The organism is Cytobacillus sp. EB106-05-05-XG126 (assembly GCF_058791715.1).
In genome coordinates this window covers 267,807-283,839 of sequence record NZ_JBYTDU010000002.1, presented here as the reverse complement: position 1 = coordinate 283,839, position 16,033 = coordinate 267,807, and the positions used below count along the sequence as shown (strand labels likewise).

Here is a 16,033-nt window from a genome sequence, read left to right as displayed (position 1 = left end):
TTTGAATTTGTTTATTTTTATAGTTTTAATTCTTTCAGGGCACCATTATTAACCACATATTCCGGCTTTTCTCCATCATTAACCCTCTTTATATTTTGAAAGGCCATTTTAAGGACTCTATTTAGAGTATCACGTGTTCCTGCACCGATATGCGGTGAAGCAATTACATTATCCAATGTGAGCAGTGGGTGTTCCGGGCTGACAGGTTCGCTTGCCCACACATCAATTCCTGCTCCTGCGATAGTGCCATCACAAAGTGCATGATATAAAGCATCCTCCTGAACAATCCCTCCCCTCGATACATTAATGAGAACTGCATTTTTTTTCATAAAGTTTAATTCATATTCACCAATAAGCCCCTCTGTTTCAGGCATAAGCGGAATATGAAGACTAATAATATCAGAATTTTTAAGCACTTCTTCTAGTGATAAATATTGAGCATCCAGTTCTTTTTCCTGATCTTCGGATACACGATATTTATCATAGTAAATAATGTTTGTACCAAATGCCTTCGACCTTTTTGCCGTTTCACGGCCAATATTGCCAAACCCTATAAATCCATGTGTTTTTCCTTCCATCTCAAAAGAAGACGGCCGAAATTCCCACATTAGCCACTTTCCATTTTTGGTTTCCTTATTAAGAATTGGCAATTTCCGATAGAGTGCTAATATTAGCAAAATCGTCAGTTCCGCTACACCCGTTGCGTTTGCTCCTGGAGTATTGGAGACAGGTAGCCCGTGTGTATTGGCTGCTGATAAATCAATGTTATCTACACCAATCCCAGTTTTCTGCAGAAACCTGGCTTTTGTCGCTTTTGAAAACACCTCATCACCTATTTTCTCTGTCGCAACAAGCAAATAATCAGCCTCAGGAAGTATTTTCTCACGTTCACTATGATTCATTTCATGCCAGAAAAGCAAATCGAATTCCACAGGCTTGTGTTCAATAAGGATTTTTTTGAAGTCATCAAATACTCTATCAAAATAAATTATTCTTTTATTCACTTTGGTCAGACCCCTTCACAATTAGTTAGATGGCTTCTATTTTGCCATCATTATCAGTGTTTCGAGTGCCTTTCTTTTTTCTCCAATTCATATAAACAGGAGATAAGAGTGTCAGGATAATAAGGAGGATTAAAACCAAACAAATAGGCCGTCCCATGTAATAGGCAAGCAGGTCGCCTTTTGCCATCAGCATGGATTGCCGCATTCCATTTTCAGCAATTGGCCCAAGGATCATGCCTAGAACAACAGGTGCTGGGTGAAAACCTGTTTTCCTCATAAAGTAACCGATTACACCAAATACCACCATGATCCATACGTCAAAAATATTATTATTGATAGCGTAAGATCCAACTGCACAAAGCCCAATTATTACTGCTCCTAAGATATTTTCAGGGACACTTGATACCTTCACAAAAAACCTGGCACCAGCCAATCCAACAATACCTAATAAAACATTAGCTATAATAAATCCAAAAATAACTGAATATGTTACGCCAGCATGGGTTGTAAAAAGTTCGTGACCGGGAACAAGTCCTTGTATCATTAAACCGCCTAAAAGAACAGCTGTTGTTGCACTGCCAGGGATCCCAAGAGTCATAAGCGGTATTAACGCTCCGCCGGTTACAGCATTATTTGCTGCTTCAGGTGCTGCCACCCCTTCTATACAACCTTTTCCGAATTTATCCTTATCTTTAGAGAAACGCTTCGCTTCATTATAAGCTACCCAAGAACCGATATCTCCCCCAGCACCCGGCAGCATCCCGACAAAGGTTCCGAGTCCTGATGAACGAATGATCGTGACAAATATACTCTTGAACTCTTTTTTTGTAGGGATTACACTTCCCGATAATGCATCCTTAGATATTTTTTGCTGTTTTCCCTTACCTCTCTTTTCAGCTTGGATCATGACTTGTGAGAGTGAAAAAAGACCAATCATAGCTGGCACAAGAGCAACTCCCGATTCCAGCGTGACACTGCCAAATGTAAATCTGGGATAACCTGTTAGAATATCCACTCCAACAGACCCTATAAGAAGTCCAATTACACCAGCTGTTAAGCCTTTCACCATAGATTTTGCAGCAAGTCCGCCAATGATGGTCAAACCAAAAACCGCAATTAAAAAATATTCAGGAGCACTAAAGGCTAAGGAAATTTTTGAGAGAGGCGGCGCTAAAAAAAGAAGAGCAAGTGCACTTATAAATCCGCCAATCATAGAAGAAATGGTAGATATGCCAATAGCTTTTGCTCCCTTTCCCTTTTTAGTCATTTGGTATCCATCCAAACTGGTTGCAGCAGATGCCGGAGTACCTGGAGTATGAATTAAAATGGCTGAAATCGATCCGCCATACATCGCAGCAGTATAGATCGCTGTAAGCATTGTTAAGCCGGCAACAGGTGACATTGCAAAAGTAATCGGAATTAATAATGCTACTGCCATTGTGGCACTAAGACCGGGCAGCGCACCGATAACGATGCCACCGACAACTCCCATAATGAGAGCAGCCATCACCTCAAATGATATTAAATTTTGCAGGACTTGACTCATTATATCTGCATTCATAGTTACCGCACCCCCTTATTCAAAGAAAATTCCTGCAGGCAGCTGTACATTTAACTGGATTACAAACACCAAATACACAAATAGATTTAATCCGCCAATTGTAAAAACATATCCCTTCCAGCTTTTCACTTTCATATATGCTAAAAAGGATGCCATAAACAATATTGTTGCCGGGAAAAATCCAATGAAATTCATTAGAAATACATAAATACCCACAATTATCAATGTAGTAATCGGAGCTTTCAAAATGCGCAAATCAAGCGCTTCTTCATCGCCTTCATAGGTTTCTGCTTGCCCATTGCGTAAAGCCTTGGTTTTTTTTATTCCGCCAATTAAAATAAAAACTCCAAAAGCGGCAAACAGTAACAGAAGTATTCTTGGGAATAACGCTGCTTCTTCTATCATTTTAAAAGTTTGAATATAAAGTAAGACAGATATAATAAACATTACAAGACTGATATAAATGTCCTGATGAATCTTTTTCCTCATGAATACTGCTCCCCTTTCAAGACAGGCCGGGAGCTAATCCCGGCTGCCCATATTATTTACCAGCCCATTAAATCACTTAATGCTTTTACACCATCTTCATCATCTTTTAACAGCTGTTTGTACTCATCACCATCACTGTAATCAACCTGTAATCCCATATCTCCCATTTTTTCTTTTTGTTCTTCATTTTTTATGCCCTTCTCAAAAGCTGCTCTCAGAACTTCAAGGATTTCAGGGTCTATTCCGGCAGGAGCTGCTAATCCTCTTGCAGACCATGAAGTAACTTCATAGCCTTTCTCTAATAAAGTTGGAACTTCTGGAAGGAATGGTGACTTTTCTTCCCCCATTACCCCTATGATTTTTATTTCACCATCTTTGTGGAGGCTTGCCAGTTCTCCAACATTAGCAAATAAAACATCCACATGCCCTCCAAGTACTGAAGCACGGCTGTCAGCTGCCCCCTTATTATGAACAGGCTTGAATTTCGTTCCGTACTTATCATTGATTTTTAATGATGCATAATGATCATCACTTCCAACACCAGTAGATGTCGCAGTAAGTTCGTTATTCTTTGCATATTCAATTAGTTCCTCAATATTTGTAAAACGGTCTTCATCTGTCCGGATTGCAATGGCACCCGGGTCAATCACATGGTTTGCAATAGGTTCAAAGCTTTCTAGATTTTGCTTACGGTTTAATTTAGGATCTAAGTATCCTGTCATTAGGTTTGGTGTGTTTATATAACCAATGGTATAGCCGTCGGGCTTCGCATTTGCCAATTCACCCCAGCCGACCCAGCCTCCGCCGCCTGGCTTATTAAGTATATTCATAGTTACTCCAAGTTCTTTTTCAACATAGGGAATAAGGATTCTTGCTCCAACATCTGTTCCTCCTCCGGCTTCATATGCAACGATTACATTAATATTCTTCTTAGGGTAATCAGCCCCTTTGGATGAACCTCCTGTATCACCTGATGTCTTTCCGCTGCAGCCAGCTAAAGCAATTAAAAGTACAAGTCCAATTATCACAGAAAAAGCCTTCTTCATTTTTATTCCCCCTTGATTTTTAAAATAATTTATTAATGATTTCGTGCTAAAGATTAACTGTCCTTTCCCTCCTTTCAATTTAGCATTGCGGTGTGAAGCGCTTACATAAAATTGACTAAGCTTCTAAGGCAGCCTTGTCACACAGAATTGTTCATCATGCCCTAAAACTTCAGCTTTGACCTGCTTGCCTGAAGCAACTTCTAATATTTCCTGATAGATTTCCTCACCTGCCTGTTCCAGAGTTTTCCTTCCCTCCAAAACTGTTCCGGCATTAATATCGATATTCTCCTTCATTTTTTCATAGGTTTTCGGGTTTCCTGTAATCTTAATGACAGGTACTCCAGGGAACCCTGTTGGAGTACCCCGTCCAGTTGGAAAAAGAATCATGTGCGCCCCCGCAGCGGCTTCACCGGTAGAAACCTCACCGTCATGGCCAGGTGAATCCAACAGAAATAATCCTTTTTTATTTGGCTGATGCCCATAAGATATGACCCCGCTAAAAGGTGCATTTCCAGATTTCTTCATGCTCCCGAGTGATTTTTCTACAACACTTGATAAACCGCCATCATAGTTGCCTTTTGAGATTAAATGAGTTCTCTCCTGATTGCTTGATTGCTGGGTCTGTTTCCTTAGCTTTTCTTCAGTACGATCAATGGTTTTGCGAATCAACTCTGCTACTTCATTATTTATTGCTCTTCTTGCGAGAATTTCTTCCGTTCCAATTAATTCTGTTATTTCACTTAGGATAGAAGACCCTCCCTGAGCTACAAGCTTGTCTGAGGCATAACCGAGAGCCGGATTAGCTATTAAACCTGAAGTCATATCAGATCCTCCGCAATTCAAACCAATCATTAATTCACTTACAGGGAATTCCTCCCGGCTTTGCCTAGAAGCCATTTGTACCATTTCTCTTGCAGCCTTGACCCCTTTTTGGATGGCAGCAATGCTGTCCCCTTCTTTTTGAATAACAACTGTTTCAAGCATTTTTTGGGAAGGAGCAATACCTTCTGCCAATTCATAAGGCGAAAAACGCTCACATCCAAGACCAACTACTACTACACCTGCAAAATTAGGGTTATTGCCAATGGCTATTAACGTTTTTGCCGTTACCTCCAGGTCTTCACCTACTTGGCTGCACCCAACAGGATGGCGAAAATAGACGGTTCCTGGCACTTGGTATGCAATTCTTTCTGCTACCTTTGCTGAGCAAAATACAGATGGAATAATAGCGATTTGGTTCCTAATCCCTACTTTTCCGCTTTTTCTGCTGTATCCCCAAAATGTATCAGCCACTTTTTTTCCCCCTTTCACAAAACATATTATGGTTGTGTACCCATCCGCCTTTTTTTATAGGTGCGTGCATTCTTCCTATTTCCTCGCCATACTTCAACACCTCTTCATCAGCATCCAGATCTTTAACGGCAATTTTATGTCCAAAAGGGATATCTTCCAAAACCTCAATTATGATTGCGTTTTCGCCTATCCTAACTGAACATATATCCTCTTTTATCAAATCAGTTAGAGCTACAGCTACATTGTCTTTTGAATCAATAACCAGTGCTGATTTTTGTTTTGCTGCTAATGACTTCATTAATTTCCTCCTTTTATCATTCAGTAATTTTTCTTATAAGGTCACCATTCTCATTAAATTCCAAAGCAGAAATAATACCCTTTTCACAAGCATTTCCAGATTGTTCTAATTCGTTTATTACTGGATTAGAAACTAAAACCTTTCCTAAGTGCAGAGTGTTCGGTATCTGGATAATTTTCAGTGCAGATTTTTCAATCCCGGGTCCCAGGCTTTGCAAAGCTGTTTCAATTGCATCTTTCTCAGATTGATAGATTAAAGGAAGCATAGCTCTCTGCAAATATGTACTGGTTAGAGCATTTGTGTAGGTCGATTTCCGATCGATTTTATTAAATAAGCGATCGGTAGTAAAATCAGCAAGTCCGATTCCTTGTGCATTTCCAAATGATTTCTCGGCCAAGTCCAGGACAACGATACGATTAATCCGGGGACTTTCCGGTTCCTCCACTCCTGAAATGCGCCACCGGCCTATAATATTCGGATCCATTCCCGTTCCGCTAAAACACTTCCCCATTTCCTCAATGATCAGCAAATCTGCACTTTCGACAGGAAGGCTAGGCATCATTAATTTTGATTTTTTCAGAAGTCCAGCTTCCTTTTTATGCCATTCTTTTTTTTCTATTCCTTCTATTAAAGCAGTTTCATCAAATCCATTTTCAACAATGGCTAACCCAAAAAGAATTGGACTTTTCTCAAGAGCAACCCGGGAGACACTTTCAATATTGCTGGCCATTTTCATAGCACCATCCCTGTGAATAAAAGCAGCTCCTTTTATCTTGCCCAAGCCAATTGCAATCATTTTGCTCAAACCGCTTTCTACTCTCCCGCGGAAGGCAGTGTGGGCCTTTACCCTGTTTACTACAATAATCCCGTCTGCAGAATAGGCATGGCGATCCATATATACCGGAGTACCTTCCACTGTATCCCCAATGTGTTCAACTTCCATAGAAGATTTTATAGGAGCGCCCACAGATTCTTTGGTAATACCAAGATGGTGCAATACCTCAATTTGCCCTTCTGCAGTAGCCCCTCCATGGCTGCCCATCGCAGGTACCAAAAAAGGCACTAACCCTTTTGCTTTTAATGTTTTTACGATAGTCCGTAAAATGATCACTATATTAGAAATTCCTCTGCTGCCGGCAGTAATTGCCATCTGGGCATTCTTGGGAAGATCGCTGGTGAGTAAATGCTTTTCGATTTCTGCAGAAACCGCTTCTTCAATTCTCTGAAGCTTTGAATCTGTGAATTTTTGATGTATTTCTATCAACTCAATCAATTATTCCCCTCCTAAGGTATTTTCTTCAATATATTAGTAATTTAATATGGTCAGACCATTTTATTGATAACAAATGTATCTTTATCTAAAATTTAGCTTTATTTATTGCTAGTTTAAATAAATCTGAAAATTTTGTCAACGTTATTTTGTTTTTTTCTCAATCGTTTTGTCTTATCCTTCACTTTTAGGTTTATAAAGAAGTTATTATCATTAATTTTCAGAAAAATTATTCAATTCTACTAATACATATGATAATATAATTTAAATAATGAATAATATGGTCATACCATAATATTAAATTAAAAATTCGAAAAGGAGTGATTATTTTGTCAACAAATAATAAAAAACTTACCTCCTATGGAGATCCTGGCTTCAGCCGTTTTATCCGACAGGCGTTTAACCGCCACCTTGGTTTTGATCCTGAAGATTTTAACAAGCCAGTCATCGGGATCTGCAATACCAAAAGTGAAATCAACCGCTGCCACTCACATATAGAGCCGCTAATTGAGGCGATAAAAAAAGGGGTATTAATGGCCGGCGGTATTCCTTTGGATTTTCCTACTATTTCTCTCGGTGAAATTAATACAAGCCCAACCACAATGCTATATAGAAACCTTGCTGCAATGGATACCGAAGAGATGATTCGGGCTCAGCCGATTGATGGTGTTGTTTTAATTGGGGGATGTGATAAAGTTACTCCCTCTCAGCTGATGGGTGCCGCAAGTGCTGATATTCCTTCTATTATGATTACCGGGGGACCCATGAATAATGGCGAGTATGAAGGCAGAACCCTGGGAGCCTGTTCAGATTGCCGGTACTTTTGGCAAGAATATCGGAGCGGCAGTGTGGGAGAGAAAGAAATAGAAGAAATTAATGCTGCATTGGCTCCAACTGCAGGTCATTGTATGGTTATGGGAAGCGCAAGTACAATGGCTGTGTGCGCGGAGGCGATGGGGATGATGCTTCCAGGGGGTGCAGCTATCCCAGCTACAGAAAACCGCCGTCTAAAACATGCAATTGAAACCGGCAGGAAAATTGTTGAATTAACTGAGAAAAATATTACACCGTCCCAGATCATTACACGCAATTCACTTGAGAATTCGATCCGAGCCCTAATGGCTGTAGGAGGATCAACAAATGCTGTTATTCATTTAATTGCAATTGCGGGAAGACTTGGCATAGAATTGCCGCTCCATTTATTTGATGAAATCAGCATGACTACACCGTTAATTGCCAACCTTCGGCCAGCCGGTCAATATCAAATGGAGGATTTCTATAAAGCAGGAGGAACCCCCGCAGTATTAAAAGAGATAGAGTCCCTGCTGCAACTTGAGGAAATGACAGTTACAGGTGCAACACTAAAAGAAAATTTAAAAGATGTAACTGTGTCGGAAGTATACCGGCATATTATTGTACCTTTTGAAAAACCACTACATAAAGACGGCGGTATAGCCATTTTAAAGGGGAATATAGCACCAAACGGGGCAGTCATTAAACCAAAGGCTGCTTCCAAATCATTACTAAAGCATCGTGGAAAAGCGGTAGTATTCAAATCAGTGAAAGATATGGAAAATAGAATTGATGATCCTGAGCTTGATATACAGGCAACTGATATTCTTGTCCTTCAGAATACCGGTCCTGTTGGTGCTCCTGGTATGCCGGAAGCCGGAATGCTTCCCATACCCCAAAAGCTTTTAAAACAGGGAATTAGAGACATGGTCAGAATTTCGGATGCCCGTATGAGCGGCACAGCATTTGGAACTGTCATACTTCATGCAGCCCCTGAAGCTGCTGTCGGTGGACCAATCGGCCTTGTAAAAACGGGGGATATTATAGAATTGGATGTAGAAGAGAGAAAATTGGAATTGCTTGTTTCTGAAAAGGAACTTGAAAGAAGGAAAGCTGATTGGGTTCCCCCCATATATCATGAGAGGGGCTATACAAGATTGTTTCAGCAGCATGTTCTTCAGGCCGACAAGGGCTGTGACTTCGATTTCCTGCTTGCACCAGTTAAAGAAAAAACAGAAAAATAGATTACAAATCATTAAATACAGGGGAATTTTCAGGCTGCCGACATATTCGACAGCCCTTTTTTCTGGGACCACAAACATATGAGGATTTTCGCCATAGGTTTCAATGTTTTTGTGAAAATGGGGTTTGTAAACACTCCTAAGGGGCTTTTCGTCCCTTTAATAATGTATATGAGAAAAGGCGCACAATAGGAACTGTGCGCCTTTTATAAAGTAATTTACAGTGCCCAATAACTTATATCCTTAGGCAAATTGTTGTTCTTCCGTTTTGCTTTTAACTTTCAAGTCCTTAACAGGATTAACAAGAGGTTCAAATCCGTCAATATGACACTCAACGATATCTCCATTCCGAATAACTACCGCACCAGGTGTACCAGTGGAGATAATATCTCCAGGGAGAAGAGTCATAACCTTGGAATGAAATGATACTAAGTCCCATGGACGGAAAGTCATATTTGCTACTGTGTTTTTTCGGTGAATTTTCCCATTAATAACAGTTGAAACATTAAGCTCCAACACATTCTCAACTTCATCTGTTGATACAAATTGAGGGCCAAAGCTAAAAAATGAATCAAAACTCTTTGAACGAGTTAAGTACCGTGGATTTCGCTGCAGAATATCTTCAGCTGTCATATCGATAATTGTGGTAAAACCTGCCACAACAGAAGGTGCATCCTCTTCCGCAACATTCTTGCATTCTTTTCCAATAATTATGCCTAGTTCTGCTTCAGCAGTAGTTCTTTCGGATTGCAAGGGAATGGAAATGGTATCATCCGGACCTATAATAGATGTATCAGGCTTCATGAAGCTGGCAGGTTCTGTGTTAGGGGCTTTTTCACTTAAATCAGATGCGTGTTCAACATAGTTTAAACCTATTCCCCAGATTTTACGTGGATGTCTGTACAAAGGGCTATATTTTAATTCATTGTTCTTAACCGCCAGTTCAGAAGCATCTAACTCCTGAGAATTTGTCTCAACCCATAATTTCAAATCTTCTAATTGACCATTTGATAGAATATTTAAAAAATTAATTTCAAAGTTTTGGTTGTAATTTTTGTTAATTGACTCAATTGGAATTGCCCCATTTTTTGTAATAACTGCAGTCTGTTCCTTACCGTTGATTTGAATAGTTGCTAAGCGCATTAAAATCTCTCCTCTATGTTTATTTTTTATACTAAGCTATTAAAAATTTCTGTTCTGATTTTATAATGATTGGCAACCCTTAATAGTTCGCTGATGACTTCTTTAGATATAGGGATGCCATTTTTTGTACGGTCTTCTAATTTTTTTATTTCCATTTCGCCAGGCAGAAAGATTTTATCTGCTCCTTCCATTAAAGGCAGTGTTCGAATTTCTCCAATCATTTGATCCACTCTCTTTTTAAAAATCTCCAGCGGCTGAAATAAATCTGCACGCATTACTAAAAAAAATTGACCAGTATTTTGTGCATTTTCCATATCCTTATATAGGTCCCCGATATAAGGGCCAAACGCGGCACCGGTAAATAATGCAGATAGAGTTTCAACTAAAAAGGCAATCCCGTATCCTTTATGTCCTCCAACAGGCAGTACAACTCCATCTAAGGCTTCTTCTGGATCCTCTGTAGGTGCTCCTGCAGGTGAAAGAGCCCATCCAAGAGGAATTTTCTGTTTATTTTTTTGTGCTAATATAATTTTTCCTCGTGCCACTTTGCTAGTTGCCATATCAAATATGATATCCATTTCTTTTCCTGCTGGAACTCCGTAGGCAATTGGGTTTGTACCAAAGAATCTCTCTTTTCCACCCCAAGGAGGCATATTAGCTGGGGCATTAGTTGCAGCAATTGCTATGCAATCTTCTTCTGCCGCTTTTGCTACATAATCTGCAAGCATGCCACAATGGTTTGAATTATTTATGCCTACAATGCCAATTCCGGAATTTTTCGCTTTTTTGATTGCTAATTCAATTCCATATGTAGCAATAGGTATTCCCGAAGTGTTTTGGGCGTCAATAAGAGCACTAACAGGTGTTTCATAGCTGTGCACAGGATTAAATTTCTTGTTCACCAGTCCTTTTTCCAATCGCTTTGTGTATATTTCGACACGGCTTATGCCATGTGAGTCAACTCCCCTTAAATTGGCCAGCACAAGATGCCGTGCAATAACTTCTGCCTGCCCATCATCCAGGCCGGCTCCTAAAAAAACTTCTTTTATAAATAACTCAAGGCTTTTCCTTTCAAATCGCTCAGTATTGTTAATCAATAATCTCACAGCCTTTCTGCAGCAGTACTTCGTCAACCCATGTCCGGTCCCATTTACCATCGTAAATGGATTGAATAATTTCCTTCTCTTTACTCGCTAAGGCTTTTGCTTTTTCCAATACTGCAGAGGCATCTTGTTTAGGAATTACAATTATTCCGTCATCATCTCCGACTATAACATCACCTGGGGAAACAGGCACATTTCCACAGCTAATAGTAGTATTGATTTCTCCAGGGCCTTCTTTATATGGACCTCTAGGTGATCCCCCTTTCGAAAAGACAGGGAAACCCATTTGGGCAATTCCGGTTAGATCCCTGACAGGACCGTCTACTATATACCCTTTAATCCCCTTCACCTTAGCATAATGACACATTAATTCTCCCAAAATTGCATTTCCCATATCCCCGCATGCGTCTATGACGATAATATCACCTGGTTTAGCCAGGTCCATCGCTTTGTGTACCATCAGATTATCTGATGGATGTGTCCTGACTGTTAAAGCGCTTCCAACAATGTGTATACCTTGTTTATTTACAGGCTTTATCCTGTAATCCATTGCACTTAGTCTTCCCATTACATCCCCTATGTTAGGTGTCGCTATCCCTTCATACCCTTTTAGTACTTCTGAAGGGGCCCTTTCAAAATCCTTTCTAATTCGAAAACCTACATTACTCATTCCATCGCCTCCTTTTATTAATATAATAATAAAATATTATGGTCAGACCATTATACTTAAAGAATCGAAAATACGATTCTTTTTTGCTACTTTTTTATGTTTGTCAGGATCTTTCTTTCATTCTGAATAAGGTGGTTCCTCATAGCCGCTGCTGCATCCTTGGAATTTTTATTTTGAATGGATTCCAAAATACTCTTATGCTCTTGTGAAACAGCTTCAAAGCGGCCAGGAACATTGGAAGACTGCATTTTGCTTAAACGCATTCCTTCTTCAAACTTCTCGGCAATTGTCTCAAACACTTCTTTATAAATAGAATTATTTGATGCCAGAATAATTGAATAATGGAATTGGAAGTCCTCTTCTACACCTAATCGTCCTGCTTTATGGGCTTCTATTAAATTATCGTGTGCAAGGGCAATTCTTCTCATATCCTCTTCTGTGGCCCTTTCTGCAGCAAGTGCCACAGCTTCAGTTTCTATTCCCCTCCGAAATTCAAGTATTTCCTGAATCTCTTTCTTATTAAGAAGATTGTTGCTTACCCTGAATCCTATGGTTTCTCCCATAAGGTCTTTCAGGAAAATACCTGCCCCTGACCTTTTTTCAATAATCCCATTAGCCTGTAAAACACTCATAGCCTCTCTTACTGCTGTTTTGCTGACCTGGAACAAAGAAGATAGTTCATTTTCAGATGGGAGTTTTTCACCAGGTGCTATTCCTTCTGCCTGAATATACTCCTCAATTGCACTAATTATTTCTTCGAATAGTTTTTTTTTCTTTATTGGCTTTAATGCCATATAATCACCAGCATTTCCTATTGTCTTTTCTTTGAGGTATTTTTTATTATGGTCTGACCAAAATCATCAGATAGATAGTTGCTTAACTAAAATTTTAGTTAATTTAGACTTTTTAGTCAAGAGAAATTTGCTATTCTTTCATTATCCTTTTTGTTAGAATTTAATTAAAAGACTTTAAAAGAGGTAATATTAATGGAAAATAATTATCAAATCCGTTCAGTTCCCAGGATGTTCGAAGAAGTTACCCGCTCCATTATAAATTATATACAAGAAGAAGAGCTGACCCATGGCGCAAAACTTCCGCCAGAAAGGACATTAAGTGAACTTCTCGGGGTAAGCAGGTCTTCTATTCGGGAAGGCATCCGGATACTGGAATTGTTAAATTACCTTGAATCACGCCAGGGCGGAGGCACATTCGTTTCAATTCCTTCTCCATTTATTATTCCATATCGGCTTATAAAGCAGAGTGCTGATTATCGTACATTGAAGAAGTATTTCGAAATCGCTTTATTAAATGCTGAAAAAATCATTTTTCTGACAATGAATGATTCTTCATCCATTCAATTAAATACGAGTAATAAATCCTTTTGGATGGAATTTTCTGATTGGATAAATCTTTTGGGGAAACAGCTTGAAAATGAGTATTATTTAGCTTTATGGAATACTGCATTTTCAGTCGTGAATGAAAATAATTTCTTCGACAGCATAAACGTTCCATCAGATATAAATGACTTGAAAATAGCCTATTATAAGAAAGATAAACAACTTATTGCTGAATTCTTTATGACATTAATTAAATAACCATAAAACACTTTTTTTCCTGGCTGTGTGCTGCATGGAGAGGGTGTTTTCTTTATTATGTTTGGTTTCTGCTTTAGTGTCATGTAAATATAAAGCTGCATGAGTAAGACTCCCACAATTACTTTTTATGTAAAATACTCTCCTTACTTTTATTAAATTTGAAAAAGGGCAAAGCAGTACTTTGCCCTTTAAAAACATCATCTAACGGAACAGACTCTTTAAATCCCAGTCAATTTGCTCCCTTGGCCCGCCATCGCGAAGATTGTTATCAATGTTTCTTAAGCGGCTGAATGTCCCTTCATCCGTAACAACAGTGGTCGATCTTCCACGCAGATATGGCTGAACAGCTTCGTGAATCGCTGATTTAGTCTCTTCCTCCTTGCTGTAATCAGCCAAATCCACAGCAATCAAAACATTGCTTCCATAGGTCACGGAACGGACATCCTCAACGTTTGGAACAGATGCTGCAACGTCGCCGATTTTTTCAGCAAGCTCACCTTCATAAGCCTGATAATAGGAATTTTTAGCTTGTCGCGTATTATCATCGAGATGCCCGTGATAATTTGCATCACTATGGCTAAAACGATTATCTTTCATGAAAAAGCTGCGATCTCTGTCCGCAATAGGAATAGTAGGGTTTCCGGTATTTTCGTTCCGGACTCTTCTGGCATTATTGTTTACTTGGTTATGGCGATTGTTTTCCCCCTCGCCTCCAAGCGTATGATCCATCATTTCTGTCAGAGGCCCATCATTATCGGTACCATCTTCCACCCGGGCATTGCCGCCGCGGTTTCCGTGATTCTCATTCGAGTAATATCCCATGGGCTGACCAATTTCATTGTTCCGTTCAACACCTGCATCTTCGTTCATTCCGCATCCTGTCAATCCCATTGATAAAATAGCAGCCATCGGCACTGCAAGCAGTTTCTTGTGCAAGCGAAAAACCCCCCTCGCTAATATTACAAGCCTTGAGCATTTCTGCTCTTATTTAGCTTGTGAGCGAAGAGAGGCTTTCATTCTGTCCATTTACGTCCAATTTTTTAATGGGCATTATTAGTTTTTGTCATTGGCAGCATATTTAAGAGCTTTAATAAAACGCTGTCTTTCAGCAAACTGGCCTACAGTTAAGTCCAGAACAGGACGAATTTTCACAGAATCAAGATATGATCTATCCCTTATTACACGATTCCATTCCCTGAATATATCAGTAGGAAATGCCAAGGCATGAAGAAAACCCTTTTCTTCAAGATTGGATTTTAAGATGGGGTATTTTCTCAAATCTTCAAAGGACCAATTCATATAAGGAAGGATGCGATTTGCATACTGCAGATAATCAGAATGAGGAGACCCTATTGCTACCAGGTCAAAATCGAGCAAATATAAAGATTGATCTTTTGCTCTGAGAAAATTATGATGTGCTACATCACCGTGCAGAATTACCTGCTTCCCTGACTGAAATAGCCAGGCTTCGTCTTCCATGCCTTTTAAGGACCAATCTGCCCAGGCTAATAGCTCATTAATAATTTCTTTTTGGACAAAATACCTTACTACAGGGAGATTATTAAGGAAAAGGGTTGCTCTTTCTCTCCACTTATCCACCTGCCTATATGCCGGTACAACCGTTTGATAGCGGCTGACGAGCTTCTCTGTAGTATCGTGGAATTTCTTCAGCAGCTCCAGCCCTTCTAAACGATCTGTCTTCAGGTAATAAGTAAAAACTTCTTTCGAAGGCGGTAAATATTCCAAGCAGCCGTAATAAGTCCTGTCAAAAAACAAAGGCGGTTCCTTGGCAACTTCGTAAAAAATATATGTTTTTGAAAATCCTTCCTTCATTAATGAAGAGGTGAATGCTTCCTGAAGCTTTAGACGGTGATAGGATGAAAACCCTTTAAGTATAAAGGAGCTTTCCTGTGTCCTCAGTAAATAAACCTTCTTTCTGATTGGCTTTAATTCTTCAATTTTAAATGGCAGCTGATCCTGCAAATAGGAGAGGAGACGATTTTGAACTAAATCGTCTCCTCCATTATTAACCGTCGTATTCACTGCTTTCGTCTATGTTTCTTGGCATTCCGAAAGCCGCTCCGTCCATTGGGCCAAAACCCTGACCGAAACCAGGTCCCGGGCCATAGCCGAATCCCGGACCATACCCCTGCCCTGGACCAAATCCTGGTCCAGGTCCGAAGCCTCCAGGAGCAAATTGCGGTCCTCCACAGCCGCAATCATTGGAAGCTCCCATCACCGAGCCAGGCATCAATGGCTTTTGAGACATGCCTGGGGATTCTTCCATTCCCTGCACCTGTGGCATCTGATGCGGCATTTGCATTCCTATGTCTTCTGCGCCCATCACACCCGGTGGCATCTGGTGCGGCATCTGCGGCATCATTGCTCCCTGCACCTGCGGCATCTGGTGCGGCATCTGCGGCATCATTGCTCCCTGCACCTGCGGCATTTGGTGCGGCATCTGCGGCATCATTGCTCCCTGCACCTGCGGCATCTGGTGCGGCATCTGCGGCATCATTGCTCCCTGC

16 protein-coding genes are annotated in these 16,033 nt (G+C 40.1%); 2 read left to right on the top strand and 14 right to left on the bottom strand.

Features of this window, described 5'->3' with window-relative positions; translation table 11 throughout:
* Positions 1-17 precede the first annotated feature (17 nt).
* The 7 genes from AC3WTL_RS11800 to AC3WTL_RS11770 all read right to left on the bottom strand — a co-directional run bounded on the left by AC3WTL_RS11800 (position 18) and on the right by AC3WTL_RS11770 (position 6,964).
* The gene (locus AC3WTL_RS11800) at positions 18-1,004 is read right to left on the bottom strand and encodes a 2-hydroxyacid dehydrogenase (RefSeq protein ID WP_222497670.1); all 987 of its coding nucleotides are present in this window, start codon (positions 1,002-1,004) and stop codon (positions 18-20) included.
* 25 nt (positions 1,005-1,029) lie between these two features.
* Positions 1,030-2,565 (bottom strand): tripartite tricarboxylate transporter permease, encoded by a 1,536-nt coding sequence (locus tag AC3WTL_RS11795; protein WP_197213298.1) that lies wholly within the window; start codon positions 2,563-2,565, stop codon positions 1,030-1,032.
* 15 nt (positions 2,566-2,580) lie between these two features.
* Positions 2,581-3,054, bottom strand: coding sequence for a tripartite tricarboxylate transporter TctB family protein (locus AC3WTL_RS11790; RefSeq protein WP_163145185.1), 474 nt, complete (start codon positions 3,052-3,054; stop codon positions 2,581-2,583).
* Between the two features lie 56 nt (positions 3,055-3,110).
* Positions 3,111-4,100: a tripartite tricarboxylate transporter substrate binding protein gene (locus AC3WTL_RS11785; protein ID WP_222497669.1), complete on the bottom strand. Its 990-nt coding sequence runs from the start codon at positions 4,098-4,100 to the stop codon at positions 3,111-3,113.
* A 123-nt stretch (positions 4,101-4,223) separates the two neighbouring features.
* Positions 4,224-5,393: a UxaA family hydrolase gene (locus tag AC3WTL_RS11780; RefSeq protein ID WP_222497668.1), complete on the bottom strand. Its 1,170-nt coding sequence runs from the start codon at positions 5,391-5,393 to the stop codon at positions 4,224-4,226.
* On the bottom strand, positions 5,386-5,691 hold the full coding sequence (locus AC3WTL_RS11775; RefSeq protein WP_163145188.1) for a UxaA family hydrolase: 306 nt from the start codon (positions 5,689-5,691) through the stop codon (positions 5,386-5,388). The genes AC3WTL_RS11780 and AC3WTL_RS11775 overlap by 8 nt, the downstream gene beginning before the upstream one ends.
* 16 nt (positions 5,692-5,707) lie before the next feature.
* Entirely contained in the window at positions 5,708-6,964 is a 1,257-nt protein-coding gene (locus AC3WTL_RS11770; protein ID WP_492369439.1) for a nickel pincer cofactor-dependent isomerase, group 22, read from the bottom strand.
* Positions 6,965-7,290: 326 nt separating this feature from the next.
* On the opposite strand from AC3WTL_RS11770, the gene AC3WTL_RS11765 reads away from it, so the two are divergent.
* Positions 7,291-8,997, top strand: a complete 1,707-nt coding sequence (locus AC3WTL_RS11765; protein WP_222497665.1) for an IlvD/Edd family dehydratase — start codon at positions 7,291-7,293, stop codon at positions 8,995-8,997.
* Between the two features lie 240 nt (positions 8,998-9,237).
* On the opposite strand, the gene AC3WTL_RS11760 is transcribed toward AC3WTL_RS11765, so the two are convergent.
* From AC3WTL_RS11760 to AC3WTL_RS11745, 4 genes are all read right to left on the bottom strand, one after another.
* The gene (locus AC3WTL_RS11760) at positions 9,238-10,137 is read right to left on the bottom strand and encodes a fumarylacetoacetate hydrolase family protein (RefSeq protein ID WP_174750022.1); all 900 of its coding nucleotides are present in this window, start codon (positions 10,135-10,137) and stop codon (positions 9,238-9,240) included.
* Positions 10,138-10,163: 26 nt separating this feature from the next.
* Positions 10,164-11,234, bottom strand: a complete 1,071-nt coding sequence (locus tag AC3WTL_RS11755) for an Ldh family oxidoreductase (RefSeq protein ID WP_174750025.1) — start codon at positions 11,232-11,234, stop codon at positions 10,164-10,166.
* Complete coding sequence (locus AC3WTL_RS11750) at positions 11,227-11,910, bottom strand: RraA family protein (RefSeq protein ID WP_163145193.1); 684 nt, start codon at positions 11,908-11,910, stop codon at positions 11,227-11,229. The genes AC3WTL_RS11755 and AC3WTL_RS11750 overlap by 8 nt, the downstream gene beginning before the upstream one ends.
* Before the next feature lie 86 nt (positions 11,911-11,996).
* Entirely contained in the window at positions 11,997-12,704 is a 708-nt protein-coding gene (locus AC3WTL_RS11745; protein ID WP_174750028.1) for a FadR/GntR family transcriptional regulator, read from the bottom strand.
* Between the two features lie 192 nt (positions 12,705-12,896).
* On the opposite strand from AC3WTL_RS11745, the gene AC3WTL_RS11740 reads away from it, so the two are divergent.
* Positions 12,897-13,505: a FadR/GntR family transcriptional regulator gene (locus AC3WTL_RS11740; protein WP_242069061.1), complete on the top strand. Its 609-nt coding sequence runs from the start codon at positions 12,897-12,899 to the stop codon at positions 13,503-13,505.
* A 201-nt stretch (positions 13,506-13,706) separates the two neighbouring features.
* Here the strand turns inward: AC3WTL_RS11740 and AC3WTL_RS11735 are convergent, their stop codons facing one another.
* The 3 genes from AC3WTL_RS11735 to AC3WTL_RS11725 all read right to left on the bottom strand — a co-directional run.
* Positions 13,707-14,441, bottom strand: coding sequence for a YhcN/YlaJ family sporulation lipoprotein (locus AC3WTL_RS11735; RefSeq protein ID WP_222497663.1), 735 nt, complete (start codon positions 14,439-14,441; stop codon positions 13,707-13,709).
* A gap of 117 nt (positions 14,442-14,558) precedes the next feature.
* A complete protein-coding gene (locus AC3WTL_RS11730; protein WP_222497662.1) occupies positions 14,559-15,548 on the bottom strand; it encodes a phosphotransferase in 990 nt (329 codons plus the stop codon).
* A partial coding sequence (locus AC3WTL_RS11725; RefSeq protein WP_492369438.1) for a hypothetical protein occupies positions 15,532-16,033 on the bottom strand: 502 nt, incomplete at its 5' end. The genes AC3WTL_RS11725 and AC3WTL_RS11730, both read right to left, overlap by 17 nt.